This is a genomic window from Chryseobacterium lathyri (assembly GCF_030812195.1).
GTDB lineage: Bacteria > Bacteroidota > Bacteroidia > Flavobacteriales > Weeksellaceae > Chryseobacterium > Chryseobacterium lathyri_A.
In genome coordinates, this window is the sequence record NZ_JAUSSF010000001.1 from 1,183,873 (window position 1) to 1,206,557 (window position 22,685).

Sequence of the window (22,685 nt, forward strand, 5' to 3'; positions counted from 1 at the left end):
CTTTAGCTAAGCTCTGACGGCAATTTACAAGGCTTTAATTCATTATAAATTTTCTGTGTGAAAGGCGTCTGTATGCTCAATTCTTTTCCAAAATTCAAAACGGCGCCTCCCAATAATTCAAGTTCATTATTTTCTTTTCCGGAATTGATGTCGAGCTGTAAAGATGTTGGAGTTTCGAAAGGAAATGTAGCAGCTTTTTCAAATGTTTTCTGGATAATATCTTCATCCAGGGCAATTCTTTTTTTGTCAGCGATCATTTTTATTTCTTTCATAATTTCTGAAGCTTCAGTTCTCTGCCCTTCATCCCTGCATACCGTTCCAATGGAAGAGTTATGTTTAGCTGTTACCAGGCCAAAACTGGCAATGAAAATGTATTTCGTCCATATATCCGTTACTGAATTATCTTTAAAATCAAAGTCAATTTTACTTGTTTTCAATACATCCACGATCCAATCCACATCAGCAGAGAAATGTTCCGGATCTCTTCCTACAATCATTTTCCCTGCTTTTCCTTTATGCTCAACAATCCCTTTTTCTTTGATGTGGGAAGCAACATACAGACAGGTCGGAAGAATAATATTACCGGGGATTATTTTTCTTATTCTTTCATATATATCTGCTCCGTTCATCATAGGAAGCAATACCGTGTCTTTGCTGATAATTTCTTTCAGCTGCCGGCAAATATTTTCAAGATCATATTCTTTTACACAGATCAGGACAAGATCCGGATCTTTTACATCGCTGATATGCTGCTCAAGAGCATCAGGAAAAGTATGGTTTACAGAATGTTCGGGTGAGAGAAGAACCAATCCGTTTTCTTTTACTTTCCGGTAAGTTTCCCCTCTTGCCACAAAACTAATTTTATAATTTTTGGAGGCTTCATTTTCCTGGTTTATTTTAAATCCGAAATAGCCGCCTACTCCACCAAGTCCAAGCACTGCAATATGTTTCTTGCTCATAAATTTATTTTTAACAAAGATGGTTCCCAAATTTTGAACTATCACTTGACAAATGAAAAGAAATTATATTTTATTGGGTTGTCTCCTGATACGGCTTAATGAGCTGTCTTTAATTCCAAGGTAGGACGCAATGATCTTCAGAGGAACAAACTTGAAAATATCGGGGTGCTTTTTCATCAGATTAAAATACCGTGTGGAAGCCTTTTGGCTGGCCATTTCTATCAGCCTGTCGTGAATGCTGTAATAATTAAGAACAAAAAGAAGCCTGCTGAATTCCCTGAATTCCGGGATATTATGAAAGTTATGCTGTACATTTTCCAGACCTGTTTCCCAGAATGAACAGGCAGTAATAGTCTGGTAGGTTTCTTTCGCAGGCTGCTGTCTGAAAAACGACAGAAAATCATTGACAAAGCATGGCGCTGCGTAAATATTCGTTGTAATTTCTTCGTTATCCTCATTAAGAATAAAAGAACGGACATATCCTTTTTCAAGGAAAAATGTTTTTGTACTGATTTCACCTCTATTCAATAAAACTTCATTTGCTTTTAACTCGAAGGAGTTAAAGGTCTCTGTAATATTTTCAACAATCTCTTTTTTAATATCGAATAAGGAATGAAAATAGGTATTAATTGAAGATTTGTCCATCATGATTCAATGCGTTTTCAGCAACTTCCAAAATTAGAAAAAATCAGTGAGAATTGTCTTGAATAAAGAGCTTATACAAAAGATAAAATTTAAATACTGACAACTGATATATCTATAGCTAAAATTCTTCCCAGCCGTCGTTCTGTGGATCGTACTTAGCGAATTCACCTGTATCGGTAAATTCAGAAGCAGTCATTCCTACCTCAAAAATAGAACTTTCGCTCAGGCTTGCATTGAAATACAGTCCTTTTTTAGTAAGCAAGGCCATCCCAAAATCTTCGTCGGGATGATCGAAATGAATTCCGGTATCATCCTCTCTTACAAGTTCATACTTATATCTTAAAAGGCGTTCTTTTAGTTTCGTGATCTGCTCCTCCGTTAACGGAACAAGATTTTCTTCACGATCGAAAAAGCTGTCATTATCAGCTGCCTGTTCTTTTTCTTTGGTTTTAATACTGAATAGCTGGATATTATAGCTCATGAGATTATTGATTATTAATGGGCCAATATAATACTTTTATAGGTATCTGTCCGGCCTTTCTCTCTATACATATTAAACTGGTACACCATTCTGCTTTTCTAAAGATCAGAGACTTCCAGCTTATCAAAGTCTCTGATCTCAGAAAGGGTCATCAGTTTTGTTGTTTTTACTTTTCTCCAGGTATCTTCAAATACTTCGCCGTCACTTTCCGCCCCTTCATTGACGTTTGTTTTGTCAAGTTGCTTTCCGGTTAGAAAATTAATACTGGTTGTGCTGTTTACCCTCGGGCCGGTATTGGAACTTTCATCATAGCCAATCAGTTCAAAATCTGATAGTCCGTATCTGAAGGTGTAGGTCCAGTAACCATATCTTCCGTGAGCATAATGAATATATAATTTTTCCTTTTCAGCATAAACACTCAGTTCCGGTGCATAATAAACACCGCCGTTTTCGTTTTCTGAGGAGAAACATGTTTCATTTTTGGCAGCCAGTTCATAGCCATCATTTTTCTTAAAGAGAATGATCAGGCCACGACGGTTCCGGTCAAGTTTTCCACGGGATTCATCCGTAATGATGTTACTTGGATCTACTTTTTTGATGATCAGAATGCAGTCCTCTGCTCCATCTTTATTTAAATCTCCGAAGGATTTTTCAAAAACTTTATAGCCTTCCGGGATAAAGTCAGAAGGGTCTTTTTTAGTTTTAATTCCCGGTTCAGCCTTTTCAGATCCTGAGACTGCCGCAGCGCTGGCAGAACTCTTTTCAGTGGGTTCAGGCTTCTTTTCCTCTTTTGAGCATCCGGCCACCATAAGAAGCGGAAGGAAAAATAACCATTTAAAATTCAGTACACCGTTTATATTTCTCATAGGAATGATGTGTTAAAACTCAAATGTAAGAAATTCTCTCTATTATTTTGTTTCTCGTTCTAAGATATTGTTTTTAGATATCTCAATCAATGAGTTACCTCTTAATTAATTTAAAATCAGAAGAATCTTCCGGTGAAAAGTTTTTACATATATTTGAAATCATGGAAAAGCACCAATCAGCTTTCCGGCCAGGCTCAACATTTTAACAACTAAAAAATTAGACATGAAAAAAGTAACAGGAATTGGAGGTATCCTTTTCAAATCGAAAGATCCGAATGCTATGAACGATTGGTATAAAACTCATCTCGGCCTTGAAACAACCCCTTACGGAACCAGTTTTGAATGGCGCGACAGTGAAGATACTGCCAAAAAAGGGCTTACCCAGTGGGCTCCTTTTTCGGAAACCACAAAATATTTTGAACCTTCTGAAAAAGATTTCATGATCAATTACAGAGTGGAAAATCTGGAAGCACTGGCAGAGGAACTAAAAAAGGAAAACGTTACGATTCTGGACACTATTGAGACCTATGATTACGGGAAATTCCTTCATATTCTGGACCTTGAAGGAAACAAGATTCAATTATGGGAACCCATTGATTAAGAAAAAACAATCATATAGAGAATAAAAAGTCCGGTGCTGTTCCGGACTTTTCTATTGTTCAAAAGCATTTATCGGGTTACTTCGATCATAGCCCTCGTAATCTGATCCTCTTTCTCTTTTGAGTAGGTAGAATCAAAAGGTTCCATTACATCAAATAAATACTGGTAGAAAGGAGTGATCTTCTGTACATTTTCAGATTCTTTCATCGCCTTTTCTTTGCCCATCTGTTGAAGTTCTCTGATGAAAACATTGAATTTCTTATCGATCGGCTCTATAGATTTCACCAGATAAGCATAAGCCTTTTCGTTCTGTCCCAATTTCTTATAAGCATCTGTAACAGCAGCTACCACAAGGGAATATTCCATTGGCTTCACTCTCATCTGCTTGGCTGACTGTCTCTGGAATCTGGGGGAAAGACTCAGATAGTAATCGTATTCCTCAAAAATCTCTTTTTTCAGAAGCTCTGCCAGCTGCAGGCCTTTCTTCTCCTGTCCTGCAATAATATATCCGGTGACCATAAAGCTCAATGATCTGGGATCATTAAACTTCTCAGCAGGAATTTCTTTTGAAACAAGATCCAATAATTCCAGAGCTTTAGCTTTCTCTCCTTTTAATGCCAATGCTGAAGCTGCTCTTCCGGCAGTCATTCTGTAGCCCATAATGTTTGAGGTTGCTGCTTCATCATAATGAATACCCAGGTCTTTAAAATTCCCCCATTTGAAGTTTTTCACGACATTGTAAAGGGAATTGACATCCACCCTCCCCATATCACCGTCTGCATTAGGAGCTGTATGAATAGGAACTAATTTGTAACTGAAACCTTCAAACTGAAGATATTCATCAAGATAAAAGATATTTTCACTGTCGTAGATCCCTCCTGATGAGAAGTTGATTGGACGTTTCCAGTCGAAATTGGCAAGCATATCCAGCATGATCAGGTTGTTTTTATAAAGTGTGTTTCCTTTATAAGTGATCATAATCTGGTTCACAACATCCGGAAGATCTGCCTGGGTGATGATTCCTGCTTTTAAAGCATTTTCTTTGTTCACCGGAAGAATGAATTTGTTCACCGGAAGAATATTATATTTCTCAAATTTTTCTTCTCCGAAATACATTTTCAGAAGCTCATCCTTTTCAGGAGATTTGAATTTAATAAAATCAACAGCCTCTTTCAATGTCAGCGAATCCTGTGTAAGGTATTTTCTGAATGCCTGAAACTCTGTATCAGGAACACCCTGCTCTTTCAGCATAGAGAAAACTCCTTCCCAGTCTTCTTTCTTCATCATATAGATCTGGTCGTTTACACCGTCTCTATAGTCCTCATGAGTCAGTTCGCTTGGAATTCTCGTTGCATTGTATGTTTTCCTCTTTACCTGATCAATATACCATGGAGTCGCCAACAGGGTGAAATTTACAGTTTTTACATCGTCACGGAACCGCTCTGTTTCCTGGATAGCCCATACCGGAAAGGTGTCGTTATCTCCGTAAATAAAAATAATATCATCTTTAGACAGTGATTTCAGGAATGAATAGGCATAGTCGCGCGCCGCTGATTTTTTGCTTCTGTCATGTACATTATAGTTCTGGAAGCCCATCATAAAAGGTACCCCTAATAAGACCACTCCCAAAGCGATATTCGCTCCGTTCGATTTTATCTTAGACTGGATAAACCATAAAATAGCTCCTGCTCCAAGCCCGATCCAGATCGCAAATGCATAGAAGGAACCCACCATCGCATAATCTCTTTCTCTAGGTTCAAAAGGTTTTACACCGGTATAGAAAATAATTCCGACACTTGTTAAAATAAACAATGAAAGCAGTGCATAGAATCTTCCGAAGTCTCTGTTCAATTGAAAAAAGAAACCGATCAATCCTAAAATTAAAGGTAAAAAGAAGAATTTAACCGTACTTTCATTCTTGAATTTAGCCGGCATTTTATCCTGGTTTCCAAGCAAAGCATTATCGATGAAAGGGATTCCGGAGATCCAGTTCCCTTTTGTATTTTCCATATTCCCTTCAAGATCGTTCTGCCTTCCCACGAAATTCCACATCAGATACCTTACAAAGTAATATCCATTCTGGAAGGTAATGAAATAGTCCATATTCTGAGCCAGGGAAGGCTTCTGAACATTGATCAGATTGTATGGCTTCACTTTCAGATAATCTGATGCTGTAATGGATTTGTCTTCATATTTTACTCTCAGCTCATCAAAGATCTGCTTGGCCTGTGGATTGTCTGCCACCTCTTCATTGGCATAGTTGAAGGTAAAATCCGGAGCTCCGTACATGGATATGTAGTTCGCCATCACATCTTTATCTTCATTAAACATTCTCGGCATTAAGCTGATCTGAGACTGACTGAATGTATAATTGAACCGGTCGCCGGTTTTTCTGTAGGTTCCGGTTTTTTCATCCTTTTCGTAGATCTCGCCGGTTTTTTTGGTTTTGAAGCTTCCGTCTTCATTCTTCTCTATTCCGTTTGCATCAAGAAAGGCGGTATAGTTTTGACCGTAAATAGTCGGCCAGTCACCGTATTGCTCCCTATTGTAATAATCCAGCATACCGATTGCGGTATCAGGATCGTTAAGGTTCATTGGTGGATTGGCATTCGCTCTGATAGGAATAACCATCCAGCACGAGAAACCAATGATCATAAAAACGACCGACAATGCGGCAGTCTGATATATATTTTTCTTTGCTCTTCTTGCATATTTAATGATAAAATAACAAGCTGCTGTCATTAGAATAAAGGCTACTATCGTTCCTGAGTGGAAAGGAAGCCCAAGTCCGTTCACAAAGAATATTTCCAGCCTTCCGAACATCGTCATGATCAAAGGGAAGATAATTTTGAAAACAATGATCAGGATCCCCAGTGTGATCACATTGGCCCAGATAAAATTCTTCCAGGTGAATTTGTAGTTTCTGGCATAATATACCAGGCAAACGGCCGGTACTGCAAGCATTCCCATCATGTGTACTCCTACAGAAAGTCCCAATACAAAGAAAATAAGGATGATCCATCTTTCACTGTCTTTTGCCAGATATTCGTTTTCCCATTTGGTTATCAGCCACACAAGAAGGGCTATAAACATGGAAGCCATGGAATAAACCTCTCCTTCTACGGCAGAAAACCAGAAGGTATCTGAAAAAGTAAAGCATAAAGCCCCTACAGCTCCAGCAAAAAGAATGGAAATTTCCTGGTGTTTTGTAATTTCTTCAAAATCTTTGTTCAAAAGCCTTCTTACAAAATGGGTAATCGTCCAGAATAAAAATAAAATCGTCAATGCACTGAACAATGCAGACATTGCATTGATTACGATAGAATAGTTTTCACCTTTTCCTAAAGCAAAAATGGCTGCCACAGCACCCACAATCTGGAATAAAGCAGCTCCGGGAGCATGCGTTACTTCAAGTTTTACAGCTGAAGAAATGTACTCGCCACAATCCCAGAAACTGAGATAATGTTCCATGGTGGAGAAATAGGTAATCAGTGCGATGACGAAAATTACCCATCCTAAAACGGTGTTCCATTTTTTAAAAGACCAGTTTTTCATATATGATGTAATTCCAATACATAGTAAGACAATCCGCGATAGGGAATTATTACATGATCAGGAAAAAATATGAATTCGAATCAGAGAAAACATTAAGATAGTGACCCAAAAGATTATTCTACTCTGAATTTTCTGTTTTTACAGTCTAGTGTCAGTTTATGGTTCAGGAAAAGCTTATTTCCTATCATTCCCTGCATGCCGGAAGTTTTCATTAAAAGGTTCTGCATCTTTGAGGTTCCTTCTATATAGGTGACCTCCGAAAGCTTAAGGCTGCGGTTTCCAATTTTGATTATTTGTTCTGCAGGTGCAGAAATAACAGTTAAAATGTGTCCCCAGGAATTTCCTTTTTCTTTTTTGACCGTTCCATTTGCAGTTCTGTATTTCTCCCATTCTTCCCTGTTGGTAATGAGCTCGTAACCGCTGGTCCCTGAATCATAAAGCAGCTTCAGCTTTTGATTACCCACTTCTGAAGGAAACAATATTTTGCGTTTTTTGAATTCAAAGGTTTCAAATCCTTTTTCATCTGTATTTCCAATGAACGAGCATACTGTGTTTTTAAAATCCAGAATCATAATGCGTTTTTCCAAAAGGTCTGTTCCTATGGTTCCAATGATATGAACTGCCTCGGCATTATCGGAATCTATTGCGTTCCCATAATTTAACAGTTCAAAGCTGTCAGACGCTACACTCATAGCTCCTATGCTGAACTGCATTGAAATCTGGTTTTCCTGTTTATGGGATGGAAGCTGGTTCTGAAATTTTTTCCGGAGAGATTCTATCGATTTTTTGTAAAACAGCGTCGTTGGAGATCCGGAATCCAGCTGCATATAAAATGTTCTGTCAATACCTTTGAGTTGTACAGGAATAAGAACTGCCGCATGAGCATTTCCTTCAGCGGAATCCCATCGCATATCTATGTTTTGTACAATACCCGAAACGGCAAGATTATTTTCCGGCGGGGTAAATTTTTTATCAAAATATAAATAACCTGCGAATAATAACAGGACAATACATACAGCAATAGATAATGCTATTTTCTTAAAGATTTTCATGCTTCAATTTTTCTTGCAAGATTCAGCATTATCATTTGATTTTCCTGCAAAAACAATATGACAAGTTTACGACATTTTTACGACAGCATTTATAAAAAACTGGTTTTCAATTTAATACATAAATCGTTTTTTGTATTTAAACAGATCCCATTTTTGATAATTACAAACAGTTTGACACAGAGAAAAGCAATTAAAAAGACCAGAAAAAGCGGAATTTTTACTGACAACAATCTTTGGATGAACGGACTTATGATCATTAAAACAGAGACAACCGCCACCAGAATGATCTGAACGCTTACTATATTTTTCCCGAGTTCTTTATTGACCGGATCTTTGGTTTTATAAGTTAAGATCAGAGGGAATATAACTCCTCCAAACGGAATGACAAACCCCAGCAAGGCAGAAAGATTAATGAATTTCGCTCTGTCAACCGAGGATTTTTCTTCTTCATCTTCAGAGAGCAGGTTTTCGGGGTCTGTTTCCAGAATTCCGGCAATAGCTTTCAGGGTAAATCCTTTAGGAACAGTTCCTGCTTCAATACGCTGAACCGTCCGTAATGAAAGGCCGGATTTTTCGGCAAGTTCGGTCTGGGTCATATTCTTCCCTTCTCTCAAAATCTTAACCTTGTTTTTCATTGGGCTATTAATTAATTGCTTTATCAGGCTTTAAAGTTAATTGCTTCTTAGCTCGCCGATTTCTTTTACCAGCTTTGGATACATTTGCTGTAAATCCGCTCCTCCCTTCGGTTCCCGGTTCATACTGCGTTCCATGCTGTCGTAATCGTTTTCAGGATATAATTCGTATACGGTATCTTTTATGATGGATTCTTCATCGTCGTGATTTTGGGCATATGCTTCATCAGCTACATACAGCAGACCTTCCGCCCAGCAGTCTCCGATATTAAAACTGTATTTTCCACTTACGAACGACTGAATGTCCGCCTTTATCTCTTCAAAAAATTCTTTCCCCTTCAACAGCAGCCAACATCTGAAATAGATAAATCCGTCATCGGAAAGATAACCATCAAATACATATGTTCCATTTTCATTCTTAAAATCACATTCAAGGATAATGGAAAGCTCAGCAATTTCAGCGGTATAAAGCTCACTCAGTTTTTCCTGAAGCGTTTTTTCGAAAAGTATCATTCTGTCCTTTCCAAATTTGGATAAATAATCGGTCAGACTTTCAATATGCTCATCAATGTCATATTCACTCCAGTGGGCTTTTTTATATTTATTGGATTTTTCAATGGCTTCCCAAAAATAAATATCAGCTTTTTCATTATCCGAAAGTTCTGCTTTTTGTGGAATTTCATCATTTTCCTGAATTTCCGTATAGCCTTTTTTGATTTTCTGAGCAATCAGCTTTTCAGACTCCTGGGTGCACTCTTTTCCGTCTGCATATTCTTTAACCGTTTCCCGGCCCTTGGTTCCGGTTTTTCCAAAAGATATTTTCTGTATTTTTCCGGAATAGTCGATATTCCAAAATTTGTCGGATAACTCTTTTTGGTTGATAAAGTTCCTTTTCATAAGAAATTGTGGTGGTATTTTTGTTAAAAGAAGTGAAACTACAAAAAACCCATGAAATTTAAAAGCAGGATGCCCTAATGATAAACGTTTTCAGTGAGTTTTAGTAAATTATTCATCTGAATATCTTCCTTAGAATTAATAGGTATTGTTCAGCCCTCCATCCAAAGGAATACTGGCTCCGGTAAGATAAGATGAATATTCTGATGCCAGAAAAGCAGCCAGATGACCATATTCTTCGGTTTTGCCCAGCCTTTTCATCGGGATTTTATTTTCTCTGGCTTTTTTTATTTCCTCTTGGGATTTGCCCGTCTGCTGTGACTCGTGGCTGATCAGGTTCTGAATACGTTCCGTATCAAAATATCCTGTCAGAATATTGTTGACTGTAATCTGATGCTGTGCCACTTCATTGGATAATGTCTTTGCCCAGGCAATCACCGCTGAACGGATAGAATTAGAAAGGGATAAATTATTGATCGGCTCTTTTACAGACAGTGAAGAAACATTGATGATCCGTCCGTTTTTCTGTTTTATCATATGCGGCAAAGCCAGTAAGGTTGTTTCACAAACCGTTTTAAAAAGCAGGTCAAATGCTTTCTGGTAATCATCAACATTCTTATCCAGTGCCATTCCCGGTTCCGGACCATTGGTATTGTTAACGAGAATATCTATAGAATGGTTCCTGAAATATTCGGAAATAATGGTTCTGTACTCTTCAAAATTGGAAAAATCGGCCACCAGATACTGATGCTTCTGACCGGAATTGATTACAGGTAATGAAGACACCATCTTTTTAAGCTTTGCTTCATTGCGGGCCATCACAGTTACATTAGCACCACATCTGGCCAGCTCCAATGCTATTCCTGCGCCTATTCCCTGGGTAGCTGCACCTACCAAAGCATTTTTTGAAAAAAGTTCAATATTCATAAGTGGTTCATTATTGAGGATTATGGGTATATAAATGTAGCAAAAAAGCTTGACATCCTGAGCCACTAAAGCATTAATTACTGATTATGCGAGGAGTTTTTACCTGGGTAATGCAGGAGGCAGCACTCTTTCCGGCTTTGTAGATAAGGTCCTTAGAAATGCTTCCAGCTGGGGCGTTTCCTCATCCGTAAGATCCAGTAGTCTTACAAAACCAGATTTTTCAGAAGCCAGTGTTATTCCCTGATGAACCGTCGACCGTTTTTGAGAATGCTCAGGATTTCCTTTGCTGTAAAACATTATCACTTCCGTGAGGGTTGTCATAGAGCCGTTATGCATCCATGGCCCTGTCCTTGAAACTTCACGCAATCCCGGCACTCGGAATTTCCCGGCATCTTCCGGATTTTTAGTGACTAAATACCTACCCAGATCTTCTTCTTTTGATCCTAATAAAGAGGTTCCTATATTTTCGAAATGGTTATTGGAAAAATAGCCGGAGCTGTGGCAATTCATACATTGAGCTTTGGTCCGGAAAAGATGTAAGCCCATGAGTTCATCATCAGAATAAACATCTGCTTTACCATCAATAAACTGATCAAATTTAGAAGTTCCGCTCTTTATTGTTCTTTCAAAAGTGGCTATTGCCTTGGAAATTCTGTCCTTTGAAACCATTTTATCTCCAAAAGCTTTTTCAAATAATATTTCATAGCCCTTGATCTTTGCAATTTTCCCGGCTGCAAGATCAATATGTCCATTCATTTCTCTTTCATCACGAATCGGCATTTCGGATTGTTCTTCAAGGGATGCAGCGCGGCCGTCCCAGAATAATGACCTAGCATAAGCTACATTCAGAATGCTCATTGCATTCCTGGTACCCAGCTGCCTGTCGTGCCCGAAAGAGAAGGTCCGGTTATCACACCATCCCAGTTCAGGATCATGGCAGGAAGCGCATGCAATCTGGTTGGATTGGGAAAGTCGCGGATCATAGAAAAGTGTTTTTCCCAACAGTGCTTTATCTTCGGAATAGGGATTATCCGCAGGAAGCTGAATTTCCGGCAGATGTCCTATTTCAGAAAAGTGAGGTACAGCTTCGGGATCAAGGATCGGTTTCGGCCATTTTGAAGGGTCTCCGGAAGAATATAATTTCCTCAGTTCAGCAAGGAATGAAGCTTTTTCCCTGATCTCCTTCTGAATGCTATTGCTGAAGCAGTTATTCAAAAGAGACACCGTAAGAAATGCAATTAATATCCAGCTCAGGACATTCTTCATGGATGGTAGGATTTTGACAAAAATAGGAAATCTGGTCAATACATTTTTAAAATTAGTGCGGAAGATCCGGTTCTATTTGATCATTTTGAATCTCCCTATAAAAACCGCTATAGGATTCAACCAGATCATCTAAGGTAAATCCACGGTTCAAACCGCTTGTATTCGGTAAAACCCAAACCCTGGCACCACAAAAATCTTCGGATTGCGGACCCCAGGGGATCTGTTTCTTTTTGGAGAAAGCCTGATATGCTGCTTTACCGAGAAATACGATATATCTGGGCTGAAATGCTGTCATTTTTGCTTTAAAAAGCTCCAGCGAACTGTCGAATTCATCTTTTGAAAGCTCATCAGCGCGGGAGGTTGCTCTTTCTACAGCAGTCGTGAGCCCATATCCGAAATCTAAAATATCCCTGTCGTTCTCAGCTTCGATCTGGTATGGGGTAAATCCGGCTTTATGCATTACTTTCCAAAAGCGGTTGCTCTTTCCGGAAAAATGATGGCCATTTTCAGCAGATTTCAGCCCGGGATTAATTCCACAAAAAATAACAGTAAGGTTTTTGGCAATGATATCTTTTAACATGTTAAAAGCAGATAATTTATCAGTTCAGGATCTTCTACAATTTCTCTGAATACAAGATACTATTTATTTTAAAATATCCAATGTTCATCTTCATTGTTGCTGATTTATCAATTAAAAAAAGAAAAAAACAACACTATGGCATAAATATTATTGTATACTATATAAATACACCAGGATGGAAAACATGTTACAAAATATAGACCTGATACACCGGTATTTGTCTATGAGTATAGCAAACCAGTTTCGCTTAAACGTTGATTTGAAGGGCGAATATACTTTTACCCAGAATATTGTATCTAAAAAGACCATCATTGCGACCACATTTACCAATAAAATATTTTCTTATCCTGAATTGAAATTATTTTTATCCGCACTGATTACTGAAATCAATAACGGAAAATGCAGTGTTGATCTTATCCGTGAAAGGATGAGATATTTTGAGAAAATCAGGCGCCGCCCTTTCAGAAAGATTATATAGGTGAAAAATCCCTACAAATAATGTAAGGATTTTTTATCATATAAAAGGCTTCGGCATCATAGGAGTTTGCCCTACTTTTGCAAATATTTAGCTACTTTTTCTTCGAGATCATCCAGATTGAATGGCTTTGCCACATAATCATCGGCCCGGGCTTCTTCTGCCAGTCTTACGATATCATTGTTAGCCGTTACATAAATAACCGGAATGGACCTGAATTCTTCGTGACTTTTCAGAAGCTGGGTTGCCTGAACTCCTCCAATTTTTGGAATCCAGTTATCCATGAGAATAACATCCGGCTGAAACTGGGAAACTTTTTCCAAAATATCATGAGATGTTTCTGAAATTTCGACCTGATACCCATTCTCTTCGAAAATGATGGTAATGATCTCTAAAATAGTCGTATCATCATCAAAAATCAAAATTTTCTTTGTACTCATATTTGTTCTATTTAAATCTTTTAAGGTTGTTTTATTTATTATTTAAAGCTGATTGATATGGTCTGGCAGATTATTCGGCTTAATGATTAAATCGCAAACAACCTCCTGCAAGGCATGTCTGGGCATAAAATCTACCTCAGCTGTTTCCGGTTCCTGGATCCATACTTTCCCTTTATGTTTTTTGATAAATCCCAGGCCTTCCACTCCATCGGCATTAGCACCTGACAGCAGAACCCCCACCAGGTTCTTACCATATACTTCTGCAGCAGATTTGAAAGTCACATCAATGGATGGCCGCGAATAGTTCATTTTCTCTGAAAAATCCAGGGACATCATATGTCTGTTCTCAAAAAGAAGATGGTAATCTGCAGGAACTACATACACTTTATTGTTCTGAATTTCTGTTTTATCATCAATTTCCACCACTTCAATGGAAATAAACTGCTGTAGCAGCGTCTGCAGGATATTGGTTGAATAAGCCTTTCGGTGCAATATCAGGACAATAGGGAAACTGAGCCCTTCTTTTAAATTTTTAAGCATTTCAAGAATGACCTGCAAACTTCCTGCAGAACCTCCTATCACCACTAATTCTGTTTTTGCGTTTTCTGTTTCCATAATCAGTGTATTATATATGCTCTGCTTTCTTCCAGATGCGCTGGTCATCTATCTGATGGTAATTCCTGTCCAGTTTGGAAAATCTAAGGGTTTCTTTTGCTCCCAGAGCGAGATAGCCCAAATTTTCAAGGCTGTTATCAAAAAGTTTAAAAACACGCTCCTGTAATCCTCTGTCAAAATAGATCAGCACATTTCTGCAGATGATCAGCTGAAAGCTGTTAAAAGAACTGTCTGAAACCAGGTTATGAGTAGATAAAATGAGCTTTTCCTGTAAACTTTTATCAAATCTTGCACTGTCATAGTTCGCAGTATAATAATCTGAAAAGTCTTTTTTACCGCCGGATAAGATGTAGTTTTCCGAATAGGTTTTCATCTGCTGTAAAGGAAAAACTCCTGAACGTGCAGTTTCCAAAACGGATGGGTTGAGATCCGTGCCATAGATCAGTGATTTGTGGTACAGATTGGCCTCTTTAAGCAATATAGCCATGGAATAAGCTTCTTCACCGGTAGAGCAGCCTGCCACCCAGATTCTGATCAGCGGATAGGTGCCGAGCTGCGGCAATATCTTTTCCCTAAGCGCTTTAAAGAATTGCGGATCACGGAACATTTCTGTAACGTTCACCGTAATTTCTTCTACAAAACGCTTGAGGTATTCCGGATCATTGAGAATAGTATAACGCAGTTCTGCAAAGCTTGTAAACCTGTCAATCAGGCAGATGCGGTTTACCCGGCGTTTGAAGGATGCTCTGCTATATTCTGAAAAATCATAGCCATACATCTCATAAACATCTTTTATAAGGTATTCCACTTCTTCATCTTTTACAATGCTGGGCTCTAACATTATGAAAGTTTTTCTATAGCGGTAATCAACTGATCTACATCAATCGGTTTGGATACATAATCCTGAGCTCCTGCATCGAGACATTTCTGACGGTCCTCGGGCATTGCCTGTGCTGTCACGGCGATTACAGGAATACGGCTGATAACCGGTGTATTTCTGATCATTTTTATAGCTTCATAACCGTCCATTTCAGGCATCATCATATCCATAAGGACAATATCTGTTTCATTTTCTTTTAAAATCTGAATGGCTACCTGAGCGCTTATGCAACTTTCAATCTGATATCCACGGGATTTCAGGGTCAGCTTGAGTGCAAATATATTGCGTGGATCATCGTCCACAATTAAAATTTTCTTTTTCATCATTTAACTTTCATATAACCAGACACGCAGTAAGGACAATAACTGATCAATATCCACAGGTTTCGAGATATAATCTGATGCTCCGGCCTCGATACATTTTTCACGATCTCCAATCATAGATTTTGCTGTAATGGCGATAATGGGAAGCCTGATAAAGGTCGGCATTTTTCTGATCTCTTTTATAGTTTCATAGCCATCCATTTCTGGCATCATCATATCCATTAAAATAACGTCTATATCTTTATGCTCTTTAATCTGCTGCAGGGCATGCTTTCCATCCATAGCAACAACGACCTCAACTTTATATTTTTCCAGGGCTTTTGTCAGAGAGAATATATTTCGGACATCGTCATCGGTAATCAATATTTTTTTACCACTCAAAACTTCGGTTAACGATCCTAAAACTTTGTTTCTTGCCGTTTCCACAGAGTTATTTTTTTCTTCCACCAAATGCAGGAATAAACCTACTTCATCTAAAATCCTTTCATAAGAATGGGCAGTTTTTACAACAATGGAATCTGCATACTGCTTGATCTTAAGTTCTTCGGATTTGGATAAACTGTGTTCTGTAAAAATGATGATGGGCAGGTTCTCCAGTCCTTCATGACTTTTAATAGATTCAATAATCTGGTATTCATTACCTTTGGAAGTTTCTAAAATAACACAGTCCACATGGGATGCCGTCAAAGCTTTCACACTGTCTTCAACATTATTTTCTACAGATAAGGAAATATTGAAATTACTCAGGAAGTAAGCAAGGGCACTGGCATGTTTAGCATTGTTTTCTACAATTAAAACCTTTTGCGGAGATTTCAAAAGGGCTTCTTCAATTTTTCTGAAAACATCAGTCATTTTATCAAGAGCCATCGGCTTATTAATGAAATCAATAGCACCCTTCATTAGACTTTCTTTCTCAAGCTGCAGCACGGACATCATATGGACGGGAATGTGTTTGGTTGACACATTTGACTTAAGCTCATCCATCACCTGCCAGCCGTCTTTCACCGGTAACTGAACATCGAGTAAAATCGCCTGTGGATGGTACTGAACAGCTGCAGATAATGCATGATCACCTCTTACAACCACTACTCCTTTATATTGGTTCATCCGAGCGTATTTGAGGAGCGCTTTTGCGAAATGGATATCATCTTCCACAATTAAAATCACCTTATCCTGTGCAGTTATTACGTCCCGATCATCGTCTATAGCTTCCGGAATCGGCAATATTTCAACAGGTAAGGTCTGCTGCAACTCTGTGTCTTCCAAAATATTCTGAATTTCTTCAACGTCTTCGCGGATAATATCTACCAAATGCAGGTCTGTTTCTGGCAGAACCGCTTCAGATGTGGCTTTTACAGGAATTATAAGGCTGAACTCACTGCCTTCATTCACTTTACTCTTCAGGGTTAGTTCTCCTCCAAGCAGTCTTGCAATTTCACGGCTTATGGACAGCCCCAATCCGGTCCCTCCAAATCTACGGCGTGTAGAACCGTCTGCCTGCTGGAATGCTTCAAAAATAATGGACTGCTTTTCTTCCGGAATTCCTATTCCGGTATCTTTTACAGTGAAAAGAATAAAGTCTTTATTTTTAGGGTCTTTTGCTATATTCAGATCAATGCTTCCTTCTGATGTAAATTTTAAAGCATTCGATAAAAGGTTCCGTAGCACCTGATCTACTCTAAGCCTGTCGGTTTCAATTGTTTTTTCAACATCACTCTCTATCTGAATATCAAATTTGAGTTTCTTTTCCTGAACAACCGGATTAAAGAGGTTTTTGAGATCTCTCACCACATCAGCTATGGCTACATCCTGATATTCCAACGACATTTTACCCGATTCTATTTTGGCCAAATCTAAAATCTCATCGATAAGAGTCAGAAGGCTGCTTCCTGAACTCTGAATAACTTTTGCCGATTCTATCTGATCTTCATTCAGATTTTCATCAGGGTTTTCAGCCATTAGCCTTGAGAGAAGAAGAATTGAATTTAGCGGAGTCCTCAGTTCGTGGGACATGTTGGCTAAAAATTCGGATTTGTACTTGGTACTTAAGGCTAGTTCTTCTACTTTTTTCTGGATTTCACTGTTTCTTTCTGCGATCAGGTGGTTCTTTTCTTCGAGCATTCTTGAGCGCTCTTCCAGTTCCGCATTAGCCTGCATCAGCTCTTCCTGCTGTACTTTCAGCTCTTCTTCAGACGCCTGAAGCTTCTGGGTCTGGGCTTCCAATTCGGTATTCAGATTTTCCAGTTCGGCATGTTGTACCTGTAATTCTTCTGACTGAGCCTGGGTTTCTTCCAGGAGCTGCTGTTCTTTTTCACGACCTTTGGCTGCATTTAAAGCAATTCCGATATTGCGGCCAGATTCAGCAAAATAATTTATCCTTTCTTCATCAAAATCTGTTGTTGAGCCTAATTCAAGCACACCGATACAGTGGCCATCTGCATGAATGGGAAGTAACAGGATTCCATTGATTTTTATTCTGCTGCTGGCAAAACTTACAACAAAATCTTCTTCATGAAGGTTATTGTACACCTGCATATGTTCACTGACAAAAGCCTGACCCACCATTCCTTCTCCCGGTTCGAAAGTTTTTTTCATTGTGCTTTCCAGACCGAAAGCTGCACTCATTCTAAGCATTCTTTCATCAAAGAGATATAAAGCACCATTGATGCATTTACCGTATTCTACAAGCTGGTTTAAGGATATATCAGAGACTTCCTTCACGGATTTATTGCCTACCAAAGATTCATTGAGTAAAGCAAGGCCTTTCTGGCGCCAGTCACTTTTATTGATCTTATCAAAAGATTTCTTCAGGGAATCGGTCATATGATTCAGGGAATCTACCAGATCTCCAAGATCATCCTGTGAATTATCTACTACTTTTTGACTGTAATCTCCATTGGCCACTCTGTTTGCAATCTGCTGAACAGCGCTTACACGTCTGCTTATTTCAAGATCTTTTGCTCTTAATTCTTTTTCTAATTTGTCTCTTCGGATCAAATCTGCCCTTAGCTTTACATAAAAGAATATAGTAACGACTACCGCTGCTACCGCCGAAACAACAATAAACATGACGGTTGTACTGGATGACCGGTTGAGATCTTTATTTTTAATTTCAAGCTGGTTTTCTTCGTACTGTACAAAATCGCGGACGATCTGGCGGCATTTGTCCATGTAACTTTTGCTCAGCAGGATCTGCTGCTGGGTCATTATAATACCGTTCCGCCTGTTCTGAACGAAATGCTTTAAATTATCAATATTGCTGTTAACATTTTTTTCCAGATCATTTAAGCGCTGCAGCTGTTTCTGATCTGAAATATCTAAAGATTTTGCCCGCTCTATCGCCTTAGAAAATTCGCTTAAACTTCGGTTATAAGGCTCCAGAAAGCTTTCTTTCCCTGTAAGCTGGTAACCTCTGTTTCCTGTTTCGGCATCCAGCAGGGCAACAAGAACGTCTTTTACGGCCGTTATGGATCTTCTGCTCTGAGAAAGACTTTCGCGATGGTCCATCTGTCTTTGAATACTCAGATAAGATGCAACTGAACTTGCAATCAGGATCAGCAAAGATAATCCGACCCCAAACTGAAGATTTCTGATTATTTTTTTCGGCATGAGAATTAGTTTAAAGGTAAAGTAAAATAGAAAGTAGAACCTTCTTCTACTTTACTGGATACTCCTATGGTACCGTGATGCTGTTTGATAATTTCCGAACAGATAAACAACCCGATGCCCATTCCCTGGAACTGCAGTGAAGATTCTTCTACACGGTAAAATTTGTGGAATACGGCATCTTGCTTAAAGTCCGGAATTCCTATTCCGAAATCGGTGACGCTTACTTTTACTTCCTTTTTTTCTTCGTCTACAAATGTAGTGACTATAATCTGGTTATTATGAGGAGAGTATTTAATGGCGTTGGTAAGGAAGTTAATGAGAACCTGCTCTATGCGTATTTCATCTAAAGGAATCAGGATATCTGGACTTATACCATCCCGTTTTATCTTGACTTTATTTTCGTCATGGGTCTGAATAATGGTTTCAACCGCATTGCTTATAATATTTTCAAGGCTGGTTGGTTTTTTGTTGATTTTAAGCTTTCCATTTTCTATTTTCGAAATATCAAGAAGGTCGGCGATCAGCGTGTTCAGTTTTTCTATCTGATCCTGAACCTTGTTCATGAAGCCTGCTTCAGCGCTTTGTTTATCTAGTTTTAATTTACGGTCCAAAAGCTGAACATAAGCTTTTATACTGGTTAAAGGTGTTTTCAGCTCATGGCTGGCGATACTCAGGAATTCATCCTTTTCTTTTTCAACTTTTTTCTGATCATCAATATCTGTAAAGGTCCCTACCCAGTTTTTAATTACTTTTCCGTCATTCACAGGGGTTATCCGCAAGAGATGGTATCTGTAGTCTCCGGAATCCACTTTTTTTATTCTGACCTCCAGCTCAAGCGCTTTATTCTTTTTTCTGCAGCGTTCAAATTCTTCTCTGATGTTAAGATCATCGGGATGAACTTCGGGAAAATCTACATCCGTATCTGAATATTGGTACCATTTGCAGTTGACAAATTCTATATTTCCGTCTTCATTAAGTGTAAATGCAATCTGCGGAAGGGATTCGAGCATTAGCTGGAAATGATCAATCTGGGACTTCATGGTCACCTGTGATTCACGTCTTCCTTTAACTTCCAGTTCCAGACTCTGCTGGGTCTTTTTCATGGCAAGATTTTGCTCCTGGAGATTGTAGAAGGTTTTCACTTTAAGCAACAGAATTTCCGGATCTACAGGTTTTGTAACATAATCTTTTCCACCCGAAGCATATCCGCGGGTTATAAATTTCTTTTCGGTATTAACTGCGGATAAAAATATAATGGGAACTTCCTTTGTCTTACTGTAATCTGCTAATGTTTCCGCCACTTCAAATCCATCCATATCAGGCATCTGCACATCCAGAATAATGAGTGCATAATTATTTTTTATTGCTTTGCCCAATGCCTCTTCTCCTGAATTGGCTGTATCTACCTGAAAGTCTTTAGATTCCAGCAGTTTTTTTAATGAATAGAGATTGCTTTGGTTATCATCAACAATTAAGATCATAAGATGAATGAGTACTTAGGGTTTATTTTACATTTAAATACTGCCAAAAATACTTACAAAATTTCGAAAAACATTTATTTTTTTAATCATTTTATGCCTACATACCACACATATATGCTTATAAATCAATTTTTAAAAAAAATATTGCAAAAACTTATTATACCCAGAAAAACACTCAATCTGTTCATTAAATAACAGTGAATATATAGGGAACTGATCCTAAAAATAATCTAGGATTGTAAAAAGGCCAACCATTCCTGTAATACGTCTCTGACATCTGCTAACGGAAATGTCCCTGGCTGGACATCAATTATGAATTCCGGGTAATGAATCTTGAGATCCGCATGCTCCAATACCAATGAATGATAGGGAGCATAATCCGGAGCCTTCATATTATACAGGAGCAGGTGGAAATGTGTGAGCCTGATTTTTTCCTTCCGACAATTGATTGCGGACTAAAAACTTAGGGTTATCAATTTCCAAAATTCACAAAATGAGGAATCTCTGTCGCAAGGTCGCTCATCGGCAAAATATTATTCCGATTACTGTTAAAATCAAAAACTGAATTATTATCGAAAGGAACGCGGGGGTAATAAGTAAAAGAAATTTGAATTCTATTGAAGACCAGATATGGGTTATTTATCAAAACACCAATCCCTATCTTAGTGTTACTTTTTGTTTTCAGTAGTTTATCATCGGGCATTCCTAACCAGCCAGCTGCTGCGGTTAGATAAGGGCTGAAATGAAAATTCTTCCAGGTTTTATTAATGAAAAGCTGAAGCTGATATCTCAAAACCAATTTTTTAGTTCCTATATAATCTGAATTGTAAACAGGAAATTCATCTGCAGAAGAAAGATTTATCCGGTCTTTATAAGAATAATTGTGCTGCGGATTTCCTAATGCTAAAGTCGGAGAAAAAAAATGTCTTGCTTTGGCAAATTTCCAATCCATAAGGTTAGTAAAATAAGTTCCATCCAAACGAAAAGATTCGCGGTTCTGGCTGTCTTCATTAAAAAATCTTCCAAACTGAGCTTTCAAATTGAAATAACCTATCTTTATAAAATTCCCATACGATGCAGAAATTCCCACATAAGGCTTCACGTCATTGCTTCTTGATAAAACTCCAGCTGTAAAATTCATTGAATTACCATAAGCAATATCTTCCGGCAAATCATATTGAAAGATATTCTTCTGAACTGAAAAATTTCTGTGAATAAACCCTACAGACATCAGAAAACTGCTGTAAGAACTAAAATATTGATACTGATTGATTCCGGGACTGTCTTTGTATTGATAATTTTGAAATCTTCCTATCACAGCAATATTACTGTTGATTTTTTCATTTGAATCAGGTGAAACGGGAATTTGATAACCACCCCATAAATCCTGGCTGTACACTTTGATTTGAACTTCCGGAAAGGTGGTGCCCGTTTCTGTCGGAAGTGAAACATTTCGCATGAAATACTCGAAAGTAAAACCGCCCGCCCATTTCGTCAGAGGTGAAAAAAAATCTCTTCTGACATTGAAATTAATCCTTTCATTTTTCAAAAAATCCCGTTCCCCCAAAACCTGAGCGTTGATATAAGAACCTAAAAGGTTATATGCAGTGTAGCTTCCTAAAAGATAATCCTGCTTTTCTTTGGAATCATTTCTGTAAAGTAGGTTCAATTCGTGTCCTAATCCCAGTATATTTTCTTCAGTAACCCCCAAGCCAATTCTGCTTCCTGAATAACTGATTCTGGGCTTTAGACTCCAGGAATCGAGAACTTTTACCACAACATCAATAGAATCTTTGCCGGAAGCACTGTCGGACACACTAATATTCACCCTGTTTATAAAAGGCATTGTTCTTAACAAACGTTCAGATTCATAGAGTTTCTGGGCATTATATTCTTCCCCTTTCTGAAAAAGTAAATAATTATTAACGGTAGAATTTCTCGTATTGGCATGAAGATGATTTGTGAACCAATCATACCACTTGGTCTTTTCTTTTTTCTCTTTCGAACCGTATCCAAACGGGTCAATTGTTTCTATCCGAATATTTCTGATATATTTTCCCTTATGAGTCTCTTGTAAAAGTTTCTCAGTTCGTGTTTTAACAGATGCTGAATCTGCTTCTCTCCGAAATATAAAACGATGAATAAATTTGGTAACTTTTCTTTTATCCGAAAAATTTTCTATTTTATAATAAAGCGAATCTTTTCTTTCCTGTGCATTTAAAAAGAAAAAACAATTTAAAAAGAAAATAAAAATTACGATCGATCTGTTCATCAATAACTAAAAATTGGATAAAATTCAATATCAATTAATAAGCCAATATACAGGTAATATCATAATTTAGCTGAATCTTTAATTATCAATACAATTAGGCATTCCCCTTTCTTAATAGATTAGTATTTTAATA

Annotated in this window: 20 protein-coding genes; 2 read left to right on the forward strand and 18 right to left on the reverse strand. The window is 38.1% G+C overall.

Annotation, left to right across the window (positions count from 1 at the left end; all coding sequences use genetic code 11):
* Positions 1–2 precede the first annotated feature (2 nt).
* The 4 genes from J2T03_RS05355 to J2T03_RS05370 all read right to left on the reverse strand — a co-directional run bounded on the left by J2T03_RS05355 (position 3) and on the right by J2T03_RS05370 (position 2,951).
* Positions 3–959, reverse strand: a complete 957-nt coding sequence (locus J2T03_RS05355; protein ID WP_307209900.1) for a ketopantoate reductase family protein — start codon at positions 957–959, stop codon at positions 3–5.
* A 63-nt stretch (positions 960–1,022) separates the two neighbouring features.
* Positions 1,023–1,607, reverse strand: coding sequence for a Crp/Fnr family transcriptional regulator (locus tag J2T03_RS05360; RefSeq protein WP_307209901.1), 585 nt, complete (start codon positions 1,605–1,607; stop codon positions 1,023–1,025).
* 115 nt (positions 1,608–1,722) lie between these two features.
* Positions 1,723–2,085 carry a hypothetical protein gene (locus J2T03_RS05365; RefSeq protein WP_306841894.1) on the reverse strand — a complete coding sequence of 121 codons (363 nt, stop codon included), beginning with the start codon at positions 2,083–2,085 and terminating at the stop codon, positions 1,723–1,725.
* Positions 2,086–2,183: 98 nt separating this feature from the next.
* Positions 2,184–2,951, reverse strand: a complete 768-nt coding sequence (locus J2T03_RS05370) for a hypothetical protein (RefSeq protein ID WP_307209903.1) — start codon at positions 2,949–2,951, stop codon at positions 2,184–2,186.
* A 223-nt stretch (positions 2,952–3,174) separates the two neighbouring features.
* Between J2T03_RS05370 and J2T03_RS05375 the strand changes: the two genes are divergently transcribed.
* The gene (locus J2T03_RS05375) at positions 3,175–3,552 is read left to right on the forward strand and encodes a VOC family protein (RefSeq protein ID WP_306841890.1); all 378 of its coding nucleotides are present in this window, start codon (positions 3,175–3,177) and stop codon (positions 3,550–3,552) included.
* A gap of 68 nt (positions 3,553–3,620) precedes the next feature.
* On the opposite strand, the gene J2T03_RS05380 is transcribed toward J2T03_RS05375, so the two are convergent.
* The 7 genes from J2T03_RS05380 to mug form a co-directional block, all read right to left on the reverse strand.
* Positions 3,621–7,106, reverse strand: coding sequence for a glycosyltransferase family 117 protein (locus J2T03_RS05380; protein WP_307209904.1), 3,486 nt, complete (start codon positions 7,104–7,106; stop codon positions 3,621–3,623).
* 113 nt (positions 7,107–7,219) lie between these two features.
* On the reverse strand, positions 7,220–8,158 hold the full coding sequence (locus J2T03_RS05385; protein ID WP_307209906.1) for a hypothetical protein: 939 nt from the start codon (positions 8,156–8,158) through the stop codon (positions 7,220–7,222).
* A gap of 89 nt (positions 8,159–8,247) precedes the next feature.
* Entirely contained in the window at positions 8,248–8,793 is a 546-nt protein-coding gene (locus J2T03_RS05390) for a helix-turn-helix domain-containing protein (protein ID WP_307209908.1), read from the reverse strand.
* Between the two features lie 36 nt (positions 8,794–8,829).
* Positions 8,830–9,687, reverse strand: a complete 858-nt coding sequence (locus J2T03_RS05395) for a DUF4240 domain-containing protein (RefSeq protein WP_307209910.1) — start codon at positions 9,685–9,687, stop codon at positions 8,830–8,832.
* 135 nt (positions 9,688–9,822) lie between these two features.
* Positions 9,823–10,611, reverse strand: a complete 789-nt coding sequence (locus J2T03_RS05400) for an SDR family oxidoreductase (RefSeq protein WP_307209912.1) — start codon at positions 10,609–10,611, stop codon at positions 9,823–9,825.
* A 99-nt stretch (positions 10,612–10,710) separates the two neighbouring features.
* Complete coding sequence (locus J2T03_RS05405; RefSeq protein ID WP_307209914.1) at positions 10,711–11,877, reverse strand: cytochrome-c peroxidase; 1,167 nt, start codon at positions 11,875–11,877, stop codon at positions 10,711–10,713.
* Between the two features lie 52 nt (positions 11,878–11,929).
* Positions 11,930–12,457, reverse strand: coding sequence for a G/U mismatch-specific DNA glycosylase (gene mug / locus J2T03_RS05410; RefSeq protein WP_307209917.1), 528 nt, complete (start codon positions 12,455–12,457; stop codon positions 11,930–11,932).
* A 175-nt stretch (positions 12,458–12,632) separates the two neighbouring features.
* Here mug and J2T03_RS05415 point away from each other — a divergent pair, with 175 nt between their 5' ends.
* A complete protein-coding gene (locus tag J2T03_RS05415; protein ID WP_306841873.1) occupies positions 12,633–12,935 on the forward strand; it encodes a hypothetical protein in 303 nt (100 codons plus the stop codon).
* Between the two features lie 71 nt (positions 12,936–13,006).
* On the opposite strand, the gene J2T03_RS05420 is transcribed toward J2T03_RS05415, so the two are convergent.
* From J2T03_RS05420 to J2T03_RS05450, 7 genes are all read right to left on the reverse strand, one after another.
* Complete coding sequence (locus J2T03_RS05420) at positions 13,007–13,372, reverse strand: response regulator (protein WP_306841871.1); 366 nt, start codon at positions 13,370–13,372, stop codon at positions 13,007–13,009.
* Positions 13,373–13,414: 42 nt separating this feature from the next.
* Positions 13,415–13,987, reverse strand: a complete 573-nt coding sequence (locus J2T03_RS05425; protein WP_306841870.1) for a chemotaxis protein CheB — start codon at positions 13,985–13,987, stop codon at positions 13,415–13,417.
* Positions 13,988–13,997: 10 nt separating this feature from the next.
* Positions 13,998–14,828: a CheR family methyltransferase gene (locus J2T03_RS05430; protein ID WP_306841869.1), complete on the reverse strand. Its 831-nt coding sequence runs from the start codon at positions 14,826–14,828 to the stop codon at positions 13,998–14,000.
* The gene (locus tag J2T03_RS05435) at positions 14,828–15,193 is read right to left on the reverse strand and encodes a response regulator (RefSeq protein WP_306841867.1); all 366 of its coding nucleotides are present in this window, start codon (positions 15,191–15,193) and stop codon (positions 14,828–14,830) included. Before J2T03_RS05435 ends, J2T03_RS05430 begins: the two co-directional genes overlap by 1 nt.
* The gene (locus tag J2T03_RS05440) at positions 15,194–18,799 is read right to left on the reverse strand and encodes a response regulator (protein ID WP_307209919.1); all 3,606 of its coding nucleotides are present in this window, start codon (positions 18,797–18,799) and stop codon (positions 15,194–15,196) included.
* A gap of 5 nt (positions 18,800–18,804) precedes the next feature.
* A complete protein-coding gene (locus tag J2T03_RS05445) occupies positions 18,805–20,280 on the reverse strand; it encodes a hybrid sensor histidine kinase/response regulator (RefSeq protein ID WP_307209920.1) in 1,476 nt (491 codons plus the stop codon).
* A 472-nt stretch (positions 20,281–20,752) separates the two neighbouring features.
* A complete protein-coding gene (locus J2T03_RS05450; protein ID WP_307209922.1) occupies positions 20,753–22,552 on the reverse strand; it encodes a hypothetical protein in 1,800 nt (599 codons plus the stop codon).
* Positions 22,553–22,685: the final 133 nt, after the last annotated feature.

Excerpts from the sequence above, each read along its gene's own strand:
- J2T03_RS05355 (WP_307209900.1), bottom strand. The coding sequence starts at position 959 with ATGAGCAAGAAACATATTGCAGTGCTTGGACTTGGTGGAGTAGGCGGC.
- J2T03_RS05440 (WP_307209919.1), bottom strand. The coding sequence starts at position 18,799 with ATGCCGAAAAAAATAATCAGAAATCTTCAGTTTGGGGTCGGATTATCT.
- J2T03_RS05400 (WP_307209912.1), bottom strand. The coding sequence starts at position 10,611 with ATGAATATTGAACTTTTTTCAAAAAATGCTTTGGTAGGTGCAGCTACC.
- J2T03_RS05415 (WP_306841873.1), top strand. The coding sequence starts at position 12,633 with ATGGAAAACATGTTACAAAATATAGACCTGATACACCGGTATTTGTCT.
- J2T03_RS05420 (WP_306841871.1), bottom strand. The coding sequence starts at position 13,372 with ATGAGTACAAAGAAAATTTTGATTTTTGATGATGATACGACTATTTTA.
- J2T03_RS05430 (WP_306841869.1), bottom strand. The coding sequence starts at position 14,828 with ATGTTAGAGCCCAGCATTGTAAAAGATGAAGAAGTGGAATACCTTATA.
- J2T03_RS05405 (WP_307209914.1), bottom strand. The coding sequence starts at position 11,877 with ATGAAGAATGTCCTGAGCTGGATATTAATTGCATTTCTTACGGTGTCT.
- J2T03_RS05435 (WP_306841867.1), bottom strand. The coding sequence starts at position 15,193 with ATGATGAAAAAGAAAATTTTAATTGTGGACGATGATCCACGCAATATA.
- J2T03_RS05385 (WP_307209906.1), bottom strand. The coding sequence starts at position 8,158 with ATGAAAATCTTTAAGAAAATAGCATTATCTATTGCTGTATGTATTGTC.
- J2T03_RS05450 (WP_307209922.1), bottom strand. The coding sequence starts at position 22,552 with ATGAACAGATCGATCGTAATTTTTATTTTCTTTTTAAATTGTTTTTTC.
- J2T03_RS05365 (WP_306841894.1), bottom strand. The coding sequence starts at position 2,085 with ATGAGCTATAATATCCAGCTATTCAGTATTAAAACCAAAGAAAAAGAA.
- J2T03_RS05395 (WP_307209910.1), bottom strand. The coding sequence starts at position 9,687 with ATGAAAAGGAACTTTATCAACCAAAAAGAGTTATCCGACAAATTTTGG.
- J2T03_RS05370 (WP_307209903.1), bottom strand. The coding sequence starts at position 2,951 with ATGAGAAATATAAACGGTGTACTGAATTTTAAATGGTTATTTTTCCTT.
- J2T03_RS05380 (WP_307209904.1), bottom strand. The coding sequence starts at position 7,106 with ATGAAAAACTGGTCTTTTAAAAAATGGAACACCGTTTTAGGATGGGTA.
- J2T03_RS05375 (WP_306841890.1), top strand. The coding sequence starts at position 3,175 with ATGAAAAAAGTAACAGGAATTGGAGGTATCCTTTTCAAATCGAAAGAT.
- J2T03_RS05390 (WP_307209908.1), bottom strand. The coding sequence starts at position 8,793 with ATGAAAAACAAGGTTAAGATTTTGAGAGAAGGGAAGAATATGACCCAG.
- J2T03_RS05360 (WP_307209901.1), bottom strand. The coding sequence starts at position 1,607 with ATGATGGACAAATCTTCAATTAATACCTATTTTCATTCCTTATTCGAT.
- mug (WP_307209917.1), bottom strand. The coding sequence starts at position 12,457 with ATGTTAAAAGATATCATTGCCAAAAACCTTACTGTTATTTTTTGTGGA.
- J2T03_RS05425 (WP_306841870.1), bottom strand. The coding sequence starts at position 13,987 with ATGGAAACAGAAAACGCAAAAACAGAATTAGTGGTGATAGGAGGTTCT.
- J2T03_RS05445 (WP_307209920.1), bottom strand. The coding sequence starts at position 20,280 with ATGATCTTAATTGTTGATGATAACCAAAGCAATCTCTATTCATTAAAA.